Source organism: Nakamurella flava (assembly GCF_005298075.1).
GTDB classification, from domain to species: Bacteria; Actinomycetota; Actinomycetes; order Mycobacteriales; family Nakamurellaceae; genus Nakamurella; species Nakamurella flava.
Genome location: NZ_SZZH01000009.1, coordinates 1 through 21,819, shown reverse-complemented (window position 1 = coordinate 21,819; position 21,819 = coordinate 1). Strand labels below are relative to the sequence as shown.

The 21,819-nt window shown below is 71.1% G+C and carries 19 protein-coding genes and 1 pseudogene; 15 read left to right on the top strand and 5 right to left on the bottom strand.

Going from position 1 to position 21,819, the window contains the following annotated elements:
- Positions 1-1,425: a metallopeptidase TldD-related protein gene (locus tag FDO65_RS21770; protein WP_240757821.1), complete on the bottom strand. Its 1,425-nt coding sequence runs from the start codon at positions 1,423-1,425 to the stop codon at positions 1-3.
- The gene (locus tag FDO65_RS21765) at positions 1,422-2,954 is read right to left on the bottom strand and encodes a TldD/PmbA family protein (protein WP_137451865.1); all 1,533 of its coding nucleotides are present in this window, start codon (positions 2,952-2,954) and stop codon (positions 1,422-1,424) included. The genes FDO65_RS21770 and FDO65_RS21765 overlap by 4 nt, the downstream gene beginning before the upstream one ends.
- 177 nt (positions 2,955-3,131) lie before the next feature.
- On the opposite strand from FDO65_RS21765, the gene FDO65_RS21760 reads away from it, so the two are divergent.
- The 11 genes from FDO65_RS21760 to FDO65_RS21710 all read left to right on the top strand — a co-directional run bounded on the left by FDO65_RS21760 (position 3,132) and on the right by FDO65_RS21710 (position 15,870).
- On the top strand, positions 3,132-4,106 hold the full coding sequence (locus tag FDO65_RS21760; RefSeq protein WP_137451864.1) for an ABC transporter ATP-binding protein: 975 nt from the start codon (positions 3,132-3,134) through the stop codon (positions 4,104-4,106).
- Positions 4,103-4,852 carry a hypothetical protein gene (locus FDO65_RS21755; protein ID WP_137451863.1) on the top strand — a complete coding sequence of 250 codons (750 nt, stop codon included), beginning with the start codon at positions 4,103-4,105 and terminating at the stop codon, positions 4,850-4,852. Before FDO65_RS21760 ends, FDO65_RS21755 begins: the two co-directional genes overlap by 4 nt.
- Positions 4,842-5,348, top strand: coding sequence for a hypothetical protein (locus FDO65_RS21750; RefSeq protein WP_240757819.1), 507 nt, complete (start codon positions 4,842-4,844; stop codon positions 5,346-5,348). Before FDO65_RS21755 ends, FDO65_RS21750 begins: the two co-directional genes overlap by 11 nt.
- A 63-nt stretch (positions 5,349-5,411) precedes the next feature.
- Entirely contained in the window at positions 5,412-6,239 is an 828-nt protein-coding gene (gene trmB, locus FDO65_RS21745) for a tRNA (guanosine(46)-N7)-methyltransferase TrmB (protein ID WP_205850246.1), read from the top strand.
- A gap of 359 nt (positions 6,240-6,598) precedes the next feature.
- On the top strand, positions 6,599-7,987 hold the full coding sequence (locus FDO65_RS21740) for a glycosyltransferase 87 family protein (protein ID WP_137451862.1): 1,389 nt from the start codon (positions 6,599-6,601) through the stop codon (positions 7,985-7,987).
- A 130-nt stretch (positions 7,988-8,117) separates the two neighbouring features.
- The gene (locus FDO65_RS21735) at positions 8,118-8,696 is read left to right on the top strand and encodes a Dps family protein (protein ID WP_137451861.1); all 579 of its coding nucleotides are present in this window, start codon (positions 8,118-8,120) and stop codon (positions 8,694-8,696) included.
- Positions 8,697-8,922: 226 nt separating this feature from the next.
- A complete protein-coding gene (gene gad / locus FDO65_RS21730; protein WP_137451860.1) occupies positions 8,923-10,332 on the top strand; it encodes a glutamate decarboxylase in 1,410 nt (469 codons plus the stop codon).
- A gap of 272 nt (positions 10,333-10,604) precedes the next feature.
- Positions 10,605-12,869, top strand: coding sequence for a carbon starvation CstA family protein (locus FDO65_RS21725; RefSeq protein WP_137451859.1), 2,265 nt, complete (start codon positions 10,605-10,607; stop codon positions 12,867-12,869).
- A gap of 16 nt (positions 12,870-12,885) precedes the next feature.
- Positions 12,886-13,134, top strand: coding sequence for a YbdD/YjiX family protein (locus FDO65_RS21720; protein ID WP_137451858.1), 249 nt, complete (start codon positions 12,886-12,888; stop codon positions 13,132-13,134).
- A 207-nt stretch (positions 13,135-13,341) separates the two neighbouring features.
- Positions 13,342-14,379, top strand: coding sequence for a 2-hydroxyacid dehydrogenase (locus tag FDO65_RS21715; RefSeq protein ID WP_137451857.1), 1,038 nt, complete (start codon positions 13,342-13,344; stop codon positions 14,377-14,379).
- A gap of 90 nt (positions 14,380-14,469) precedes the next feature.
- Complete coding sequence (locus FDO65_RS21710) at positions 14,470-15,870, top strand: AAA family ATPase (protein ID WP_137451856.1); 1,401 nt, start codon at positions 14,470-14,472, stop codon at positions 15,868-15,870.
- Positions 15,871-15,946: 76 nt separating this feature from the next.
- On the opposite strand, the gene FDO65_RS21705 is transcribed toward FDO65_RS21710, so the two are convergent.
- Positions 15,947-16,585: an HD domain-containing protein gene (locus FDO65_RS21705; RefSeq protein WP_205850245.1), complete on the bottom strand. Its 639-nt coding sequence runs from the start codon at positions 16,583-16,585 to the stop codon at positions 15,947-15,949.
- A gap of 154 nt (positions 16,586-16,739) precedes the next feature.
- Here FDO65_RS21705 and FDO65_RS21700 point away from each other — a divergent pair, with 154 nt between their 5' ends.
- Together FDO65_RS21700 and FDO65_RS22990 are read left to right on the top strand one after the other, a co-directional pair.
- Entirely contained in the window at positions 16,740-17,507 is a 768-nt protein-coding gene (locus FDO65_RS21700; RefSeq protein WP_137451855.1) for a LamB/YcsF family protein, read from the top strand.
- Positions 17,508-17,539: 32 nt separating this feature from the next.
- Positions 17,540-19,165 carry a 5-oxoprolinase subunit B/C family protein gene (locus FDO65_RS22990; RefSeq protein WP_137451854.1) on the top strand — a complete coding sequence of 542 codons (1,626 nt, stop codon included), beginning with the start codon at positions 17,540-17,542 and terminating at the stop codon, positions 19,163-19,165.
- On the opposite strand, the gene FDO65_RS21690 is transcribed toward FDO65_RS22990, so the two are convergent.
- Positions 19,152-19,682: a hypothetical protein gene (locus tag FDO65_RS21690; protein WP_137451853.1), complete on the bottom strand. Its 531-nt coding sequence runs from the start codon at positions 19,680-19,682 to the stop codon at positions 19,152-19,154. The two genes, FDO65_RS22990 and FDO65_RS21690, sit on opposite strands and share 14 nt — an antisense overlap.
- A 78-nt stretch (positions 19,683-19,760) precedes the next feature.
- A complete protein-coding gene (locus FDO65_RS21685) occupies positions 19,761-20,276 on the bottom strand; it encodes a hypothetical protein (RefSeq protein ID WP_137451852.1) in 516 nt (171 codons plus the stop codon).
- A 427-nt stretch (positions 20,277-20,703) separates the two neighbouring features.
- Here FDO65_RS21685 and FDO65_RS21680 point away from each other — a divergent pair, with 427 nt between their 5' ends.
- Complete coding sequence (locus tag FDO65_RS21680) at positions 20,704-21,642, top strand: thiamine pyrophosphate-dependent dehydrogenase E1 component subunit alpha (RefSeq protein WP_166442343.1); 939 nt, start codon at positions 20,704-20,706, stop codon at positions 21,640-21,642.
- Positions 21,639-21,819: pseudogene (locus FDO65_RS21675) on the top strand (alpha-ketoacid dehydrogenase subunit beta); the annotation flags it as partial. The gene FDO65_RS21680 and the pseudogene FDO65_RS21675, both read left to right, overlap by 4 nt.

Below are 21,819 nucleotides of genomic sequence, written 5' to 3'. Positions count from 1 at the left end.
TCACTGGGCCTGAGACACCGACGACATGTTGAAGCCCTGCACGAGGATCGGGGGCATCGCCGACCGGGTGAACCAGTCGCTCCACTCCCGCGACAGCGTCGGCACCGTCGCCCCGACGTCGACGGCCTGACGGAGCACGTCCAGCGGGGACATGTTGAACCGGAAGTTGGTGACCGCGCCGACCACCTCGCCGCGTTCGACGAGGAAGACGCCGTCCCGGGTCAGACCGGTCAACAGCAGCGTCATCGGGTCGACCTCGCGGAGGTACCACTGCGACGTCACCAGCAGTCCGCGATCCACCCCCGCGACGATGTCGTCGATGGAGCGGCCAGGGTCGCCGCCGGTCACCACCACGTTGTCGACCGGCGGGGCGAAAGGTTCGGCGTACTCCGCCGCCGACGCCCGGGTGTGCAGCAGACCACTGATCACCCCGTCCCGGACCAGATCGACCCGGCCGACGGGCGCGCCGTTGTCGAAGACGGACACCTCGTCGGACGATCCGGCCGCGGTGACGAACGGCTGGGCGGCCAGGCCCGGGTAACCGGGGTCCCCGAACACCGTCAGGGCCCGGTCGGTCAGGCGTTCCCCGATGCGGGTACCGCCGCCGGACTTCGAGAACACCGACCGGCCCTCGTGGGCAGGCCGGCCACCCGCACTCCACGCCAGGTAGACCATGAAGTCGGCCACGGCGGTCGGCGGCAGCACGGTGTCGTACCGGCCCGGAGGCAGGTCGACGCGCCGCCGGGCCCAGTCCAGACGGCGGGTCAGCGTCGCGTCCATCGCCGTCAGGTCGACGTCGGTGAAGTCGGCCGTGGACACCCCCGCCCACGACGAGCGGGTGAGGTCGGCGGACTTCGCGTTCAGCTCGAGCGACCCGGTGGGCTGCACCCAGCGCCGCCGCAGGCCGGTTGACGACCCGAGATAGACGGTGTCCACCTCGTGACGGGCGAAGCCGTAAAGGATGCGGTCCGTCGCCCGGGCCTGGCCGAAGGCGGCACCGAGGTCCTCCAGCAGGCCGGAGTAGACGCCGAACGAGGTCTGTGCGGGCGGTTCGGCGAGATCCTGCACCCCGCCATCCGGCATCGACGCATCGGGCTCCACCAGGGGACGGGCGTCCCGGGCGGGCCCGGCCGCGGCGGCCGCCCGGGCGGCCTCGTGCGACTCCCGCACGACGGCGGCGACGTCCCGCGCCGACCCGGCCGCGGCGGCCGACGCCGCCACCACCCCGGTGGCCGCGCCGACGACCGAGACGACATACCAGGACAGCGCCGCCGACACCCCGTTGGTGGTGACGGTGTTGTTGGCCCACCGCACGTTCGCCTCGGACCCGACGGTCACCACCACGACGCACCCGTCCGCCCGGGAGGCGGCCAGCGCGGACTCGACGATCTGCTCCGGTGTCAACAGCCCGGACTCGGCGCTCACTGGCCACCTTCCTGTACCGCGTTCAGCACGGACACCCCGCGGAACAACGCCGCCGGACAGCCGTGCGAGACGGCCGCGACCTGGCCCGGTTGCCCCTTGCCACAGTTGAACGCCCCGCCGAGCCGGTAGGTCGACGGGCCGCCGACGGCCTCCATCGACCGCCAGAAATCGGTGGTCGTCGCCTGGTAGGCGACGTCCTTGACCTGGCCGTCGAGCCGCCCGCCCCGGATCCGGTAGAACCGCTGGCCGGTGAACTGGAAGTTGTACCGCTGCATATCGATCGACCACGACTTGTCGCCGACCACGTAGATGCCGTCCTCCACTCCGGAGATGAGGTCGTCCACCGATCCGCCGGCCGGGTCGGGCTGCAGGCTGACGTTGGCCATCCGCTGGATGGGGATGTGGCCGGGCGAATCGGCGTGCGCGCACCCGTTCGACCGGTCCAGGCCGAGCCGGCGGGCGAACACCCGGTCGAGCTGGTAGCCGACCAGGATGCCGTCCCGGATGAGGTCCCAGGACTGGCCGGCCACCCCGTCGTCGTCGAACCCGACAGTGGCCAGCCCGTGCGGGACGGTGCGGTCACCGGTGACGTTCATCAGCTCCGAGCCGTACACCAGCGATCCGAGCTGATCCGGGGTGGCGAACGAGGTACCGGCGTAGGCGGCCTCGTAGCCGATGGCGCGGTCGTACTCGGTGGCGTGGCCGATGGATTCGTGGATGGTCAGCCACAGGTTGGTCGGGTTGATGACCAGGTCGTAGCGCCCGGCCTGCACCGACGGCGACTTGGTCTTCTCGGCCAGCGTCTGCGCGATGACCGGGATCTCGGCGGCGAAGTCCCAGGCGCCCTGGTCGGCCGTCCCGACGAGGTACTCCCAGCCCCGACCCACCGGCGGGGCCAGGGTGGACATGGTCTCGAAGGCGCCGGTGTCGGAGTCCACCGCGACGGCCTGCATGGTCGGCTCCACCCGCACCCGCTGCTGGGTGGTGACGGTGCCCGCGGTGTCGGCGTAGAACTTGTTCTCCTTGACCTGGAGCAGACCGACCGTGGTGTGGGCGACCCCGTCGGAGGCCAGCAGCCGTTCGCTGTGGTCCAGCAGCACCGCGATCTTGTCCGCGGACGGCACCGCGAACGGGTCGATGAGGTAGTCGCTCACCCAGGTCCGGTCGGCGTGGACGGGCTCGTCGGCCCGCTCCACCCGCTCGGCCACCACGCCGCTCAGCGCCCGGGCCACCGCGACCGCCTGCTCGGCGACCGCGGCCACCGCCGAGGTCGTCGGCACGATGCCGGCGGCGAACCCCCAGGTGCCGTCGACCAGTACCCGTACCGCGTACCCGGTGGTCACCGCGTCGGTGGCCGACTCCAGGGACCGGTCCCGGACGTTGATCGACTGGGTGGTCAGCCGTTCGCAGCGGAAATCCGCGAAGGACGCGCCGGCCCGCCGGGCCGTGTCCAACGCCGCGTCGGACCACGTCCGCAGCGGTAGGTCCAGGAAGGCCGGGTCGACGCCCGGCGGTGCGCTCGCCGTCACGGGGGCCAGGGTACGAGCACCCCCCGACAGTGGGCCGCCGAGCACGAGCCCACCCGTCCGCAACGTCGGCGGACCGAGGGGGTGGCCACCCTCCGCCACTGTCGGTTGGTCGGTGATGCCATGCTGGCGGCAGGCCGGAATCGGACACACACGGACATCGGCCTGGGGAGGAGCACCGTGATCGAGGCACGAGGTCTGACCAAGACGTTCGGACGGACAATGGCCGTCGAGGACCTGTCGTTCACCGTCCGGCCGGGTGGGGTGACCGGGTTCCTCGGCCCGAACGGCGCCGGCAAGTCGACCACGATGCGGATGCTGCTGGGGTTGGACAACCCGACCCGGGGCGAGGCGCTCATCAACGGCCGGCCCTACCGTCAGCTGGACCGGCCGCTGACCCAGGTGGGAGCGCTGCTGGACGCCAACTGGATCCACCCGAACCGGTCGGCCCGTGCGCACCTGCGGTACCTGGCCGCGTCCAACCGGATTCCCGCTCGCCGGGTCGACGAGGTGCTGGAGACGGTCGGGTTGACCGCCGTCGCCCGTCGGGCCGCGGGCAAGTTCTCGCTGGGCATGAAGCAGCGTCTCGGCCTGGCCGGGGCCCTGCTGGGCGACCCGAAGGTGCTGCTGTTCGACGAGCCGGTCAACGGCCTCGACCCGGAGGGCATCTTCTGGGTCCGCAACTTCATGAAGAGCCTGGCCGCCGAGGGCCGCACCGTGCTGGTCAGCTCGCATCTGCTGTCCGAGATGGCCCTGACCGCCGACCACCTGATCGTCATCGGCCGGGGTCGGATGATCGCCGAGGCCTCGACCGCCGACTTCATCGCCCGGTCCACCCGGTCGACCGTGCGGGTGCGTTCGCCCCGGCTCGACGAGCTGGCCGGGGCCCTGCAGCAGGCCGGGGTCGCCGTGACCCCGGCCGACGGCGCCCTGGTGGTCACCGACACTCCGATCGAGCGGGTCGGTGACATCGCCGCAGCGGCCGGGGTGCCGCTCCACGAGCTGTCCCAGCAGTCCGGATCGCTCGAGGAGGCCTTCATCCAACTCACCGGCGATGCCGTCGAGTACGGCCGGTCGCGGTCCGTCCCCGGCGGCCCGATCGCACCGCTGGCCGGCGGCCCGGCCGGCGTCACCCCGGGAGGGACGACCCGATGACCCTCGTCAACGTCGAGCGCATCAAGCTCTTCTCGACCCGCTCGCCCTACTGGTGCCTGGTGGCCATCGCCGCGGTGGCGCTGTTGTTCGCCCTCCTCATCGCGCTGGTCGACAACGGCAGCGCGGCGATCCCGGCGCTGGCCCTGCAGGGGGTCAACCTCGGCATGTACGTCTTCATGGTCCTCGCGGCGCTGACGGTCACCACCGAGTACCGCTTCGGGACCATCCGCAGCACCTTCCTGGCCGCGCCCAACCGGACGGCCGTGCTGGTGGCCAAGACGGCACTCGTCGTCGTGCTGGGCGCCGTGGTGGGGCTGCTGGCCGCGTTGGCCGCGTTCTTCCTCACCAAGGCGCTGGCCAAGGAACCACCCGCGCCACTGGTCCTGTCCAGTGCCGCCGACTGGCGCGAGGTCGCCGGGCACGCCGCCCTCTTCGCGATCGCCGGGGTGATCGCGGTCGCCGTGGGGACGCTGCTGCGGCAGACCGCGGGGGCGGTCGCCCTGCTGCTCCTGTGGCCGCTCATCGTCGAGAGCCTCTTCGGTCTCATCCCCACCGTCGGCGAGAAGGTCGGGCCCTGGCTGCCGTTCCGCTCCGCGTCGGCCTTCGTCTCGCCGACCGAGAGTGTGCGCGGCTTCTCGTTCGATCCCTCGGGGCCGTCCCCGCTGCAGGGCCTGCTGGTGTTCGCCGCCACCGCCGTCGTGCTGTGGGTCGTCGCCGCGCTGGTGGTGAACCGCCGTGACGCCTGAGCCACGGAAGGACGCGGTACAGCCGGGCGAACTGCTGGCCCGGTTCGGCTCGGCCCGCCACCCGGAGCGGGCCGTCGTGCACCCCCGTCCCGACGGCGTGGACGACGCCACGGTCGAGGCCGTCGGGAAGCTGTCGGCTGCGTTCGAGGTGATCGAGAACGCCCGCGGCATGCTCTACGCCTTCCACCGGATGTCCGGCGAGGCGGACCTGGCCCTGCAGGACGCGTTGTCGTCGCTGCGCGCGGCCGGGCACACCGCACTGGCCGACGAGGTCGACGAGGTGCTGGTCGGCCGGGACGTCGTCCGGGACATGTGGACGTTCCAGATCGTCGAGGCGTACGACGAGCAGTACCACCGGGTCTTCCGGGACGTGAACGCCGCCGTCGCCGACCGTCTGCTCGGCACGCGGGGTCATGTGTTCGAGTCGGAGATGAAGACCCAGGAACAACGGGGCGAGCACGACGGATCCCCGGACGGCCCCGACCCGGGGGACTGATGTCGCCCGTCGAGCTCGTCCAGCGGCGCGGACGCCGGGGGCGCGCGGCTTAGGGTTGCGCTCATGCAGTCGCGCGTGACCACCTTCGGCCTGCCCGGTGACCGGGCGTCCCTCCCCCACCGCCAGGTGTCCTCCGTGCCCGGGACCGAGCCCGGCGCCCCGGCGGACGGCATCGGGGACGACGCGGCGATCGACGGCACCGCGGACGGCCGTCCCACGGACTTCCGGCGGGTGGTCAGCTTCCATCCCCGCGGCGGCCGGTTGAACTCGGTGCAGCGACGGGCCTTCGACACCCACGCCGACCGCTGGTACACGGAGGCGGCCACCACTACGCCACCCCTGGACGCCGCGGCGCTCTTCGGTCGGACGGCGCCGGTGGCGCTGGAGATCGGTTCCGGGATGGGCGAGTCCACCCCGGTGATGGCCGCGGCCCGTCCCGAGCTGAACGTGCTGGCTGTGGAGGTCTACAAGCCGGGGGTGGCGCAGACGCTGCACCACCTGAGCAAGACGTCGGTCGACAACGTGCGGGTGATGCGCGGGGACGGCGTACACGTCCTCGAGACGCTCATCCCGTCCGGCAGCCTGGCCGAGGTCTGGTTGTTCTTCCCCGACCCGTGGCCCAAGACCCGCCACCTCAAGCGCCGGCTGGTCACCCCGGCCTTCACCGATCTGGTCGCCGACCGGCTGCGGCGGGGTGGCGTGCTGCGGATGGCCACGGACTGGGAGCCGTACGCGGAGCAGATGCTGGCGTCGGGGACCGCGGCCCGCAAGCTCCGCAACCCGCACCCCGGTTGGGCGCCCCGGCCGGAGTTCCGGCCGGTCACCCGCTTCGAGCGGCGTGGCCTGGCCGAGGGCCGGGAGATCTTCGACCTGGAGTTCGTGCGGCGCTGAGGGCCGACGCAACTCCGGACGGGCCCGGACGTCCTGTCCTCGGCACTGCACCCGGGGGTGATCATTGCCGTTCGGCCCCGCCGTGTCGTTTTACGAATTCTTTACCGACCCGGGTGACGCGAAATGCACCGCACCCCCGGGTCGTCGTCGAATTCGTCGAACGCCGGGCGGTATCCGCTGGTCAGAGGGGCTTGGACGAGCGACGGATCATTTCCGTCCCGGCGCACCGTCGCGCTGGGTGGGGGTCAGATATCGGAATGGTCAACTCCGGGCCCCGCCATTCGAACGGGTGACATGATGGCCGACAGACCGACAAAGAGCACGCGAAAAGAGATCGCGGAGAAAGGCACGGTGGACTTGTGACGGCGACCGGGCGGCCGATCGAACCCACCGTGAAGGCCCTGCGGGTGGTGCAGTGGTGGGACACCCTGCCGACCAAGACCCGGGTCGTCACCGTGGTCCTGCCGACCGTGCTGTCACTGCTCATCGCGCTGGCGTGGGGCTGGGCCATCGGCCAGCACCACCATCAGTTCGACCTGCGGCTGTACTACGACGCCGTCAACTGGTGGATGTCGGGCCACGACCTCTTCAGCTACGCCCAGCCGGACCCGGTCAACGTCGAGCTCGGCTTCACGTACCCGCCGCTGTCGGCCGTGGTCATGGCGCCGATGGGCATCCTGCCGTACCCGCTGGTCCTGGCCATCTCGCTCACCGCGATCGTGGCCTGCGGCGCGGTGTTCGTGTTCCTGGTGCTCCGGGAGCGCTTCGCCCTGCCGCGCACCCTGCTGCTTGCGGCCACCGGGGTCGGCACCGGGTTCGCCTTCCTGCTCGAACCGTTCCGGCAGACCTTCTCCTTCGGGCAGATCAACATCTATCTGGCCCTGCTGGTGGCGATCGACCTGCTCGTCCTGGGCCGGCGGGGTAGCCGGTGGACCGGTGTGGGCATCGGCCTGGCCACCGCCATCAAGCTGACGCCCGGCATCTTCATCATCTATCTGCTGCTCACCCGCCGGTGGCGGGCCGCCGCGACCGCGGCTGCCGCCGCCGTGGCCGCCACGCTGTTCGGCGCGGTCTTCGCGCCGTCCGAGACCTGGCGGTATTTCACCTCGATCATCTTCGACACGTCCCGGGTCGGGTTCATCGACAGCACCATGAACCAGTCGGTCAACGGCCTGCTGGCCCGGCTGTCGGATCCGCTGCCTCCTTCGGGTGTGGCATGGCTGGCGCTGGGTGGTGCCGTCGCCGCGGTCGGTCTGTGGCGGGCCCGGCGGGCCGCCCTGGCCGGCGACGAGCTGGCCGGTATGACCCTGGCCGGCCTGGCCGGGGTGCTGATCAGCCCGGTCAGCTGGGTGCACCACATCATCTGGCTCTTCCCGGCGATGCTCCTCGTGGGCCTGCGCCTGGCGGCGGCCGTCCGGTCACTGCTGCACGACTCGCAGCCCGGCAGCGGCCGCACCGACCGGGCGCTGACCGTCCGGATCATCGAGGTCGTCGTCTGTTCGCTCCTCATCACCGTCGGTCTGGTCGTCTGGTGCCTCCCGGCCAGCAACATCCTCGGGACCTACACCCCGGACTTCGCCGGTGGCGGCCCGTTGCTGGCCATCGCGGCCAGCCTGCAACTGCTGTGGCTGGTGGTCGCCGTCTTCGCGGTCCCGGTGCGGACGGCGGACGGCGGGTCGGAGTGGGGCGACGTGCCGGCCACCCGGAAGGCGTCGGCTGTGTCGGAGCGGCGACCGCTGGGTACGTGACGATCCGGAAGGACCCGGCCGGCCCGTCTCCCGCCCCGCGGCGAACGGCGCCACGACACCGTCCGCCCCGCCGGGGTTGGACCGGTCACACGCCGGGTCGGCTGACCGCAGCGAACGGAAGGATCCGATCATGGCCAAGAGCCTGCCGAAGTACACCGTGCCGTCGTTGTCCGTGGAGGAGGGCGCGACCGTCGCCACGCTCCTGCAGGACCGGCTGAACGCCCTCAACGACCTGGCGCTGACGCTCAAGCACATCCACTGGAACGTCGTCGGCCCGCACTTCATCGCCGTCCACGAGATGCTCGACCCGCAGGTCGACGCCGTCCGCGCGATGGTCGACGCGGTGGCCGAGCGGATCGCCACCCTGGGTTCCTCGCCGACCGGCACCCCGGGTGCCCTGGTCGCCGAGCGCAAGTGGGACGACTACTCCATCGGCCGGGCCGACGCGATCGCGCACCTGGGCGCCCTGGACCTGGTCTACGACGGGGTCATCGGCGATCACCGCGAGGCCGCCGAGAAGGCCGGCGAGATCGACACCGTCACCGAGGACCTGCTCGTCGGGCACCTGCACGATCTGGAGCTGTTCCACTGGTTCGTCCGTGCGCACCTCGAGTCGGCGTCCGGCTCGCTGCAGACCGGCGGCGAGAAGACCGAGAAGGCGGCCGCCGGTGCGGCCGAGCAGGTCGCGGCGAACGGTTCCGCCGGCTGACCCGAGTTCGACCATGCGGGGGCGGTGCCGGTACCGGCACCGCCCCCGTTCGTCATTCCCCCGGCGGGTCGGTCCGCATCCATGCCCACCACTTCGGGCGACGCTGATCGTCTTCGCGTTCCCTGGGCCGATCAGCCGACTCCCCCGCGCGGGTCGCCGCCCCGGCCGGGTGACCCGTTCGTCGGGTCTTCCCGCCGGAGCGACGACCCGGCCCGATAATCCGGGCATGCCTCTGCACAACGGTGCGTCCGAGCCGGTCCGTCGCTCCCACAGCAATCCGCTGGTCACCCTGGCCAACCCGGCCATCGGCGACGAGGTGCGGCTGCCCGACAACAAGCTGTCGGAGGATCCGGTCCCGGCGGAGGTCGCCTACCGGTTGATCCACGACGAGCTGCTGCTCGACGGCAGCGCCCGGCTCAACCTGGCCACGTTCGTCACCACGTGGATGGAGCCGCACGCCCAGCAGCTGATGGCCGACTGCGCCGACAAGAACATGATCGACAAGGACGAGTACCCGCAGACCGCCGAGGTGGAGCGGCGGTGCGTGGCGATCCTGGCCGATCTGTGGCACGCCCCGCATCCCGAGCACGCGACGGGATGTTCGACGACGGGGTCCAGTGAGGCCTGCATGCTGGCGGGGATGGCGCTCAAGCGCCGGTGGGCGGCCCGGGTCCGTGCGGCCGGCGGTGACCCGCGGACGCGCACCCCGAACCTGGTGATGGGCGCCAACGTCCAGGTCTGCTGGGAGAAGTTCTGCCGGTACTGGGACGTCGAGCCGCGCACGGTGCCCATGGAGGGCGACCGCTTCCACCTCGACGCGGCCGGCGCGGTGGCCCACTGCGACGAGGACACCATCGGGGTGGTCGCCATCCTGGGGTCGACCTTCGACGGCAGCTACGAGCCGGTCGCCGAGATCTGCGCCGCGCTGGACGAGCTGGCCGCCGGCGGTGGACCCGACGTGCAGGTCCACGTCGACGGGGCGTCGGGCGGGATGATCGCCCCGTTCCTGGACCCGGACCTGGAATGGGACTTCCGGCTGCCCCGGGTGGCATCCATCAACACCTCCGGCCACAAGTACGGCCTGGTGTACCCGGGCGTCGGCTGGGTGCTCTGGCGGGACGCCGACGCGCTCCCCGAGGACCTGATCTTCCGCGTCAACTACCTCGGTGGGGACATGCCCACGTTCGCGCTCAACTTCTCCCGGCCGGGCGCCGAGGTCATCGCCCAGTACTACAACTTCTTCCGCCTCGGCTTCTCCGGATTCGTCGCCGTCCAGCAGGCCAGCCGCGACGTCGCGACCGGGCTGGCCGAGCGCATCGACGCCATGCCCCAGTTCCGCTGCCTCACCCGGGGTGACGAGCTGCCGGTCTTCGCCTTCACCACCACCGACGACGTCCAGGGATGGGATGTCTTCGCGGTGTCCCGGCGGCTGCGGGAACGGGGCTGGCAGGTGCCGGCGTACACGTTCCCGGAGAACCGGACCGACCTGGCGGTGCTCCGGGTGGTCTGCCGCAACGGCTTCTCCCTCGACTTGGCCGACCTGTTCTTCGCCGATCTGCAGCGCGCCGTCGCCGACCTCGAGAAGGACGCGCACTCCGGGGGTCAGTTGTCCGGCCCGAGCGGCTTCCGGCACTGACACCGGTTCCACCCCGTCCCGCCCCCGCGCCTACCGTGGGTCTCGGGGCGGCTGGGGGGTGGGGTCGGTGCCCGCGTCCGGTCGTGACCTGGTCGAGACCTTCGGCCGTCGAACCGACCGTTCGTCGCACCGGAACAACCGCCCGTCGCTGGCCACCGGTTTGATTGGCCGGCTCTGCGGCGCGATGCGAGGCTTCGTCCGGGAACTCTGTCGAGGCCGGCGCCATGCCGCGGTGTCGGCGGCCGGCCCGGCGACCGACGGAAGGAACAGCGATGACGCTGCAGGCGAGGGAATCTGTCGAGGACGGCGTCGAGTACGTCCGCACCGACCCGGACAGACCACCGGTGGCGGTGCGCGAGAACTTCGCCTGGACACCGGCGAAACGCCTGACCTACGCGGCGATCGCGCTGCTCGGCGGCATCGCCTGGGTGATGATCGCCGTGGTCCGCGGCGAGCACGTCAACGCCGTGTGGTTCGTGTTCGCCGCCGTCTGCACGTACGTCATCGCCTTCCGCTTCTACGCCCGGTTGATCGAGTACCGGGTGGTCCGTCCCCGCGACGAGCGGGCGACCCCGGCCGAGAAGTACGAGAACGGCAAGGACTTCATGCCGACCGATCGGCGGGTGCTGTTCGGGCACCACTTCGCCGCGATCGCCGGGGCCGGGCCGCTGGTCGGGCCGGTGCTGGCCGCACAGATGGGGTACCTGCCCGGAACCATCTGGATCATCGTGGGTGTCGTCGTCGCCGGCGCCGTGCAGGACTACCTGGTGCTGTCGATCTCCATCCGTCGCCGTGGTCGCAGCCTCGGCCAGATGGCCCGGGACGAGCTCGGCCGGGTCGGCGGGATCGCCGCCATGATCGCCGTTTTCGTCATCATGATCATCCTCATCGCGGTGCTCGCGCTGGTCGTCGTCAACGCCCTGGCCGAGAGCCCCTGGGGTGTCTTCTCCATCGCGATGACCATCCCGATCGCCCTATTCATGGGCTGCTACCTGCGGTACTGGCGGCCGGGCAAGGTCTCCGAGGTCTCCCTCATCGGTGTTGTCCTGCTGCTGCTGGCCATCGTGGCCGGCGGCTGGGTCGCCGAGACCGAGTGGGGCGCCGACGTCTTCACGTTGTCAAAGGTGACCATCGCCTGGTGGATCCTGATCTACGGCCTGGCCGCGTCGGTGTTGCCGGTGTGGCTGCTGCTGGCCCCGCGCGACTACCTGTCGACGTTCATGAAGGTCGGCACCATCGTGCTGCTGGCCGTCGGCATCCTGATCGCCCGGCCGGAGATGCAGATGCCGGCGATCACGCCGTTCGCCGGCGCCGGCAACGGACCGGCCTTCGCCGGCAGCCTGTTCCCGTTCCTGTTCATCACCATCGCCTGCGGCGCGCTGTCCGGGTTCCACGCGCTCATCTCGTCGGGTACGACGCCCAAGCTGATCGAGAAGGAGAGCCAGGCCAAGGTCATCGGCTACGGCGGCATGCTCACCGAGTCGTTCGTCGCGATCATGGCCCTGATCACCGCCTGCGTGCTCGACCAGCATCTGTACTTCGCGATGAACGCCCCGCTCGGTCTGACCGGCGGGACGCCGGAGACCGCGGCGGCCTACGTCAACGGGCTAGGGCTGAACGGCGTGAACATCTCCCCCGAGGTGTTCGCCAAGGCCGCGGAGGACGTCGGCGAGGAGTCGATCATCTCCCGCACTGGCGGCGCCCCCACGCTGGCCTTCGGGATGAGCGAGATCATGCACGAGGTGATCGGCGGCGAGGGTCTGAAGTCGTTCTGGTACCACTTCGCGATCATGTTCGAGGCGCTGTTCATCCTCACCACCGTCGACGCCGGCACCCGGGTCGCCCGCTTCATGCTCTCGGACTCGATCGGCAACATCCCCGGCCCGGCCCGCAAGTTCCGTGACCCGTCCTGGCGGGTCGGCGCCTGGGTCTGCTCGCTGATCGTCGTCGGCCTGTGGGGCGCCATCCTGCTGATGGGCGTGACGGACCCGCTGGGCGGGATCAACACGCTCTTCCCGCTGTTCGGTATCGCCAACCAGCTGCTGGCCGCCGTCGCGCTGACCGTCGTCTTCTGCGTGCTGATCAAGAAGCAGCTCTACAAGTGGTGCTGGATCGCCGGCGTCCCGTTGGTCTGGGACCTGGTCGTGACCATGACGGCGTCCTACCAGAAGATCTTTTCGTCGGTCCCGGCCATCGGGTACTGGGCGCAGCACTCGGCGTTCAAGGCCGCGCAGGAGCGGGGCGAACAGAGCTTCGGCACCGCCCGGACCCCGGAGGCGATCGAGGCGGTCATCCGTAACACCTTCATCCAGGGAACGCTGTCGATCCTGTTCGCCTCGCTGGTCATCGTGGTCGTGCTGGCCGGCGCGGCGGTGTGCGTGAAGTCGATCCGGGCGGGCGGTCTGCCGACCTCCGAGGAGCCCGACGAGCCGTCCCAGCTGTTCGCACCCAAGAGTTTCGTGCCGACGGCGGCCGAGAAGCGGATCGAGAAGGAATGGGCCGACGCCGGCCTGGTCCGCGAACGGGCCGGTCACTAGCCGTGCGAGGTCGACGATGAACGATGCCGGCGGCCGACCGGCCGCCGGCGACGGGGATGCCCGGCCGGCGTCGGGCGTGCCCTGGCGGCGCTGGTGGGACGGGCTCCGCTGGTGGACGAACGGCGTGGTCGGCCAGTCGGCCTACACCACCTACGTCGAGCACCTGCGCCGTCGGCACCCCGAGGCCCCGATCCCGGACGAACGGCAGTTCTGGCGGGACAAGTACGAGCAGATGGACCGGAACCCGGGGGCCCGCTGCTGCTGAGCGGCCCGTTCGGGCCGCCGGCAGCACCGGCGCGGGCGATCTTTCTGAATCGTGCCGAGCAGCAACGATCGGCGAAATCAGGACTTTCGTCCCCTCGTCCTCGGGCGGTCCGGGGCGGAGGATGAAGACCGGGGAAGCCACCGGGATCCACCGGCGGACACCCGGTCCAGACCCTGTCGTCATCACCCGTCATCCTGAAGGACGACCATGCCCTCCACCGCCCAGGACACCGCAACCGACCGGGGCCGCACCCGGGTCGTCTTTTTCAGCACCCAGCCGTACGACCGGCGGTTCTTCACCCGGATCAACGACGAGCGGTTCGTCGACGACGGTTTCGACCTGGTGTTCTCTCGCGACCGCCTGACCGTGGAGAGCACCGCGTTGGCCGCCGGAGCCGACGCCGTGTGCGTGTTCGTCAACGACGACGTCTCGGCGCCGGTCATCGAGGCCCTCCGCGCGGCAGGTGTGCGGACGGTGCTGCTGCGCTGCGCGGGCTTCAACAACGTCGACCTCGACGCGGCCAGGGCGGCCGGTATCGCGGTGGCCCGGGTGCCCGCGTACTCCCCCGAGGCGGTGGCCGAGCACGCGGTCACGATGCTGCTGACGCTCAACCGGAAGACCCACCGCGCCTACAACCGGGTCCGGGAAGGCAATTTCGCCCTCGACGGCCTCCTCGGATTCACCCTGCACGGGAAGGTGGCCGGGGTGGTCGGCACGGGCCGCATCGGCGTGTGTGCGGCGCGCATCCTGCACGGGTTCGGCATGCAGGTGCTCGGCAGCGACCCCTACCGCAACCCGGAGTTCGAGAAGGTCGGCACCTACGTCGAACCGGACGAGCTCTTCGAACGCTCGGACGTCATCACCCTGCACTCGCCGCTGACCGCGGACACCTACCACCTCATCGGCAAGCAGGCTCTGGACAAGATGAAGGACGGCGTCTTCCTGGTCAACACCTCCCGGGGCGCGCTCGTCGACACCAAGCAGGCGATCAAGGCGCTGAAGTCCGGCAAGCTCGGTGGGTTGGCGATCGATGTCTACGAGCAGGAGGAGGCGTTGTTCTTCCACGACCGGTCGCACAGCTTCATTCCCGACGACGTCTTCGCCCGGCTCAGCACCTTCCCGAACGTGCTCATCACCGGGCACCAGGCGTTCTTCACGGGTGAGGCGCTCGATCAGATCTCGGACGTCACGCTGTCCAACCTGCGGGCGCTGGTCCGTGGCGAGGACTGCCCACACCTGGTGTGACTCCCGGGTGGTCATGGCGGTCGTCGCCCGTTCGGCGGGACCGGCCGCCGAACCGGGTCCGGTATGCCGGTTCGCTCCTACAGTCGGGTCATGACAGGCACCGTCCCGAAGAGCACCGCAGCGTCCGCCGGGGCGGGCGCGCCGCTGGCTCCGACGGGTGAACCGTTGGATCTGGGGCCGGTGAGCGGGGCCACCCGCGAGACGATCGAGACCCTTGTCGCCCTGCTGGGCGGGGTACGGAACGCGGTCGGCGAGCCGCCGTCGTGGTCTGCGAAGTACCTGCAGGTGCCGCTGAACGAGGTGGCCGCGTTCCGGCGGCTGGCCTCCGCGCTCAAGCTGCCGATGATCGGGGCCGTGCTGGCCCGGTACATGGACGAGTTCGCCGACCGGATCGTGGTGGCCGGGGTCGCCCCCGAGAAGGCCCCGCGGTGGGCACTGCTCGACACCGGCGGCGACCATCCGACCCCGATCCCAGGTCAGATGAACGTCTACTTCCCCGCCGACACCATCCTGCCGGTGCCCTGCGTGGCGTCCATCGACGACTACGAGTGGGGCGAGCGCGGCATCATCTACTACCTGCGCCGCGCGGACCAGTCGTTCGGCGAGCCGCTGGCCGCCCGCTTCGAACAGGAGGCCCGGGGCGACAACAATCCGCTGCGGGGCCTGGTGCTCAACGCGACGGTCGACAGCGGCCGCCTGGCGATGTCGACGGTGAAGGCGTCGGGCGCCTCCCGGGCCGACGTGGTGCTGCCGGAGGCCGTCTGGACGGAACTCGACCTGTTCCTGTCGACCACCACCACCCGCCGGGAACTGCTGCAACGCCTGGGCCTGGGAACGTCACGCGGCCTGCTGCTCACCGGCGCCCCCGGCGTCGGGAAGACGAGCGTCATCCGGGCCCTGGCGACGGAGCTGACCCAGCGGATGACGATCATCCTGGCCAGCAGCGAGGTGGTCACCGACTACATCCGTGAGCTCTACGACGACATCGAGCTGCTGGGGCCGACCGTCGTGGTCCTGGAGGACATCGACCTGATCACCGGCCGGCGGCGTGGCGGCGAGGTCTCGGCCCCGCTGACGGAGTTCCTCAACACGCTCGACGGCGTGCGGTCCCGGCAGGACGTCCTCACCGTCGCCACCACCAACGACCCGCTGGCCCTGGATGCCGCGGCCATCCGGCCCGGCCGCATCGACACCGTGCTGGAGATTCCCAAACCCGATCGGTCGGCGCGCGCCGACATGCTGCGGCTGTACCTCACCAGGATCGAGGAACGTTCCGGCGAGCAGGACCCGGGCGAACGACGCCGGATCGTCGGCGGGGTCGACGTCGACGCGGTGGCCGGCGCGGTGGACGACGTCAGCGGGGCCGATCTCCACGAGATCGTGCGGCGCACGGTCCTGGAGTTCGGCCAGGACCTGACGACGGAGCGGATGCTCGGCGTGGCCCGCGGCGGCCGGTGGAAGCCGGCGGCCCCCGTCGGCAACTACCTCTGACCCCACACGGTCGTGACCGCCGTCGTTCCGTCGTCCGGACGGCGGGGCGACCGGGTCGGGATATCGGCCGGGTCCGCTACTGGCCGGGTCGGACGGCCGGTTGGCCGACGTGGTGCAGCCGGTCCCGGACCCGCTGAGCCGCGGCCAGCAGGTACGGCACCCGATCCACCCGGGCCCGGGCGTTCGGCGAGTTGGGGCCGTGCCGGGTGATGGCCTCGGCGATGCGGTACTCCACCGTCATCCGGACGCCGTTGGGGCCGACGGTCTGGTCCGCGTAGGTCAGCGCGTCCGACAACGGCGATTCCTCGAAGGGGAACGTCGCCATGATCTCGGAGAAGCCGCGGTCGACGGGGACGTACCGGGCGCCGGAGTGATGTGCGACCAACGCGACCAACCGGGGGTCCCACCCGCGTTCTCGCAGGTACAGGCCGCCGTCGATGGGGTGAAAGCCGGTGAGCTGCAGTTCGGAGGAGTAGCCGATGTCGTGCAGCCAGGCGGCGGCGATCAGCAGCGGGCCCTCGTCACGGGGCACTGCACCGGCCAGTTCGGCGGCCCGCCGGGCCACCCCCAGCGTGTGCTGCCAGCGCTCGGGGAGTTCCTTGCGCAGCAGCTTGCGCGCCGTCTTGCGGGCCCGTTCGGTCAGATCGGTCTCTTCGGCATCGTCGTCGAGCACCGATGCGGGTGCCGTGGAGTCGTCGGGGCCCTGGTCCTTCACCTGCGCAGCGTGGACCACCGAGCTGAACGGTTCCCCAACGTCAGGTGCCGGGACGGGGCACAGCAGACGCCGGTCGCGACCGTGGGGAGAGCCGGGCCCTGACCTACAGTCGGCCTGCGGGGCGAGCACGACCGCACGGCACCGGGAGGAACCGATGGGCAACGGCACCGCCGTCGACCTGAACAGTGACGTCGGGGAGTCGTTCGGGCAGTGGTCGCTGGGTGACGACGACGCCCTGCTGACCCTGGTCACGAGCGCGAACGTCGCGTGCGGGTTCCACGCAGGTGACCCGACCACGCTGCGCCGCACCTGCGCGACCGCCGCCGACCGGGGCGTGGCCGTCGGCGCCCAGGTCGGCTACCGGGATCTCGCCGGGTTCGGGCGGCGGTTCATCGACTACGACCCCCTCGAGCTGGCGGACGACATCGTCTACCAGATCGGCGCTCTGCAGGGCCTGGCCGGCGTCGCCGGCACCCGCGTCCGCTACGTCAAGCCGCACGGGGCCCTCTACAACGCCGCCGTCCACCATGCCGGGCAGGCCCGGGCCGTGGTCGACGCCGTCCGGGCGGTCGATGCGTCGCTGCCGATCCTCGGCCTGCCCGGATCTGCGTTGCTGGCGGCCGCCGAGGACGCCGGGCTGACGACCGTGCGGGAGGCGTTCGCCGATCGCGCCTACACCCCGGAGGGCACCCTGGTGTCCCGCCGGGAGCCGGGTGCGGTGCTGCACGACCCGGCCGCGGTGGCCGAGCGGGTGGTCACCCTCGTCACCACCGGCCGGCTCACCGCGATCGACGGAACGTCGGTGGCAGTGGCCGCCGACAGCGTCTGCGTGCACGGCGACAGCCCGGGCGCGGTCGCCATGGCCCGGGCGGTCCGAGAAGCGTTGGCCGGGGCCGGAGTTGCCGTGAGGGCGTTCGCGTGAGCGGCTCGACGAGCGGGATCACGATTCGCCCGATGGGCGACCGGGCGGTACTGCTCGACCTCGCCGCCGCGACCGCGGCCGGCGGTCCGACCGTTCCGGGCACGGTGGCCGCGACGCTACGGTCCGACAGCGGGCCGCTGACGGGCGCTGGCATCGTCGACGTGGTGCCTGCGGCGAGCACCGTGCTGGTCCGATTCGCATCCGGACCGGGCACCCGGCCGCCGGCCCCGGACATGTCGGAGGTGCTGCTCGCCCGGGCGCTCGCGGCCGTCGCGGCCGGCCAGCCCCATCCCGCATCCGTTCCCGCCGTGGAGGTATCGGCCGACGAGCTGATCGTCCCCGTCCGATATGACGGCCCGGACCTGGCCGAGGTGGCCGAGCTGACCGGCCTGACGGTCGACGAGGTGGTCGCGGCCCACAGCGGGACGGTGTGGACGGCGGCGTTCGTCGGCTTTGCGCCCGGCTTCGCCTACCTGACCGGTGGGGACCCGCGTCTGCAGGTGCCGCGTCGCACCCAGTCCCGGCCGTCGATCCCGGCCGGGTCCGTGGCCCTGGCCGGCGAGTGGTCCGCGGTGTACCCCCGCGAGTCACCCGGCGGCTGGCAGCTCATCGGCGCGACGGACCTCACCCTGTGGGACGCGGCGGCCGAGCCCCCGGCCCGGATCCGGCCCGGTCACCGGGTGCGGTTCGTTTCGTCGACCCACCCGATCGCGGTCGCGTCCGTTGCCTCGTCCGAGAAGGCTTCGGCGACAACGGCTGTCGGGAGTGGTGATGGTCCGGTCTTGGTCGTGGTGCGGCCCGGCCCAATGGCCCTGGTGCAGGACGCCGGTCGCCACGGACGCGCCGCCGACGGGGTCGGACCGTCCGGCCCGGCCGATCGACAGGCCCACGCCCGAGCCAACGAGCTGGTCGGCAACGACCCCGGGGCGGCCGCGGTGGAGTGCACGCTGGGCGGCCTGACGGTCCGGGCCGACGGCGCCGATCTGCTCGTCGCGGTGACCGGCGCCGTCACCCCGGCCACCGTCGACGGCGCGGACGCGCCCGTCGAGGAGCCGTTCTTTCTGCCGGATGGCGCGACCCTGCGCCTGCGTGTCCCGCAGACCGGTCTGCGCACCTATCTCGCCGTGCGCGGAACATTCGACACCGCAGAGGTTCTCGGGTCGAGGAGTACCGACACGTTGGCCGGTCTCGGGCCGGCACCGTTGACGGCTGGTTCCCGGTTGGCGGTCGGTGACCCCGGCGAACGGTCCGCTGTCGCCAGCACCGCGGCCGCACCGATGCCGCCCGGCGTCGGAACGGCCGTGCTGCCAGTGTGTTTCGGGCCGCGGGACCACTGGTTCACCGAGCCGACCGCGCTGCTGCACGGCGAGTGGGTGGTGTCCCCGCAGAGCAACCGCGTCGCATTGCGGCTGGACCGGCCGGTGGACGCCGCACCCGACGAGGTGCCGCCCCTGACGCGCTCCCGCACCGGCGAGCTGCCCAGCGAAGGCCTGGTGCGCGGCGCCATCCAGGTGCCGCCCAGCGGTCAGCCGGTGCTGTTCCTGGCCGATCATCCATTGACCGGCGGCTACCCGGTGATCGCCGTGGTGCTCGACGCGGACGTCGATCGGGCCGGGCAGCTGCGGCCCGGGCAGCGGCTGCGCTTCACGACTGACTGACGACGCCCTCAGCCGCCAGCAGCGCCTGCTGGCGACGGCGGAGCGAGCGCAGCTGCAACGGGGTGATGAGCAGGAGCAGCGCGAACCATCCGGCCAGCCCCCAGAACCAGGGCGAGGACGACAGGAGGGCCAGGAAGACTTGAAGTGCAAGGCACCCACTGAAGATGACGGAGTTGCGCAGCACCTGTCTGTGCATTAGTCCGTAGAAGTGATTCACCACCTGCAGTTGCCGCTGCCGGACGACGGGGTCCGCCGATGGTGGGGCGCGCATGGCCTCGCGACGAATTTCCCGATCCAGCGTGAATCCCAGCGCCTGACGCGCGTCTGACGTGGTCTTCCGCCGGAGTCGATCGGTCCATAAGACGACGACGGTGACGATGACGCCACCGGTCGTCGCCCCGATCATGGCCGGTCCGAGCCGCTGCCCCCAGAGCCAGAACACGGTGCCGGCGAAAGCCGCGAAGAGCACCCCGATGGTCGACGCCTTGATCACGTCGCGACGCGTTCTCTGATTCACCAGCTGCCCCCGTTCGGGACACATTGTGAGCCCGGAACCGGCCGCCTCGCCGCAGCTGCCGTCAGTCCGACCGGCGATTCAGACCGCGGCGGCCAATTCAGCCCGCCGCCGCCGGAGCCGGGCCTGCTGGATCGGGGTGGCGACGAGCAGTACCGCGAAGAGGGCGGCGGCCACCCAGAACCACGGCGTGCTGGTGATGGCCAGGACCACCTCGGCGAACAGCAGCAGGCCGAACACGATGATGGTGCGGCGGCCCGCTCGTCCGGCCTCGGCGATCTGCAGGTCGACGATCTTCAGCTGTTGCTGTCGTGCGGATGGGTCTTTCGCCACCGGACCGGACAGCGCGTCGTGCACATCCGACCGGTTGAGGGTTTCGCCGGCCGGGCCCAGGGCGGCCACCGCGGCCCGTCGCTGCCGGTGCAGGTTGTAGTCGACCGCGAGGCCGAACAGCCCGCCGGCCAGGATCGCGACACCGACGGCCGCCCACACCTGCCCGCCACTACTAGCCAGGAAGATCCCGCCGATAACCAGGCCGAAGATCACGCCACCCCAGATAGCCGGCCGTCGGTCGACGTGGGTCGTCATCGTGGTCATGGCTGCTCCTCGGGTCGCTGGGTGCTGCTGCGATCGTCCCCGCCGTGATCGGCGGGACGCGGGCGACCCGCAGGGTGATCACCCGGAGGAGCGATGAGCGAGCCGAGGCAGACCGGATTCACATTTGTGCACCCCTTTCACTTATGTGACTCAGGCGGTACTCTCAGACCGGAGACCGGGCCCGTCATATGGGTCCGGACGCCTGCACCGACCACCGCATCGAACGCGGTCGCCGCGCTTCGGCCTGGCCCTCCGGTTGCTGCAGCACACCTGTCGCCTCACTGCCCCACCTACCGACAAGGGAGTCCGCATGGCCGCGCCGGTCACGTCATCCACCTCCGCACCGCCCGACGCCATCTCCGAAGTCCCAGGCGGGGTGGTGGATCTGGCTCGTGATCCGGAGCGTGCGGCGCGGGTGTTGGGCACCATGTGGCGCATCCGGTTGTTCGAGGAGGCGGTCGACGAGCTGTTCGCCCGTGGCCTCATGCACGGCACCATGCACCTGTCGATCGGCCAGGAGGCCTCGGCCACCGGCGTCTGCCTGGCCATGCGCGACGATGACCACCTGACCTCCACCCACCGCGGACACGGTCACTGCATCGGCGCCGGCGCCGACCTGAACCGGATGATGGCCGAGCTGCTGGCCAAGGAGTCCGGGTACTGCCGGGGCCGCGGCGGTTCCATGCACATCGCCGACGTCAGCACCGGGAACCTCGGCGCCAACGGCATCGTCGGCGGCGGCATCCCGATCGCCGCCGGCGCGGCCCTGGGCCTGAAGCTGCAGGGCAAGACCGAGGCGGTGGTGGTCAGCTTCTTCGGCGACGGGGCCAGCAACGAGGGCGCGTTCCACGAGGGCCTGAACCTGGCCGCGGTCTGGAACCTGCCGGTCGTGTTCGTCTGCGAGAACAACAAGTACGGCATGTCCATGTCGACCGAGCTGTCGACCAAGATCAGCAACCTGTCCGAGCGGGCCGCCGGGTACGGCATGCCCGGCGTCACCGTGGACGGCAACGACGTGCAGGCCGTCTATGACGCAGCACTGGCGGCGTTCGCCCGCGCCCGGGCCGGTGGCGGTCCGACGCTGATCGAGAACGTCACCTACCGCTGGAAGGGCCACTCCAAGAGCGACAAGAACCTTTACCGCACCCGCGAGGAGATCGCGGAGTGGAAGGAGCGCGACCCGATCGCCGCGTTCCTGGCCAAGGTCACCGACGCCGGCACCCTGGACCAGCCCGCCCTGGACCAGATCGCCGCGCAGGCCAAGGAGGCGATCCGCGAGTCGGTGCGCTTCGGCAATGCCGCACCGCCGTCCCGCGCCGACGAACTGCTGTCCGCCGTCTACGCGACCACCGGAGAGAACCAGTGACCACCACCCAGACCCAGCCCACCGCGGCGGCCCAGACCGGGTCGCGGGTCATCACCTACGCCGAGGCCGTCCGCGAGGCGATCGGCCAGGCCATGGAGGCCGACGAACGGGTCTTCATGCTCGGCGAGGACATCGGTATCTACGGCGGCGCTTTCGGCGTCTCCGGCGATCTCTACC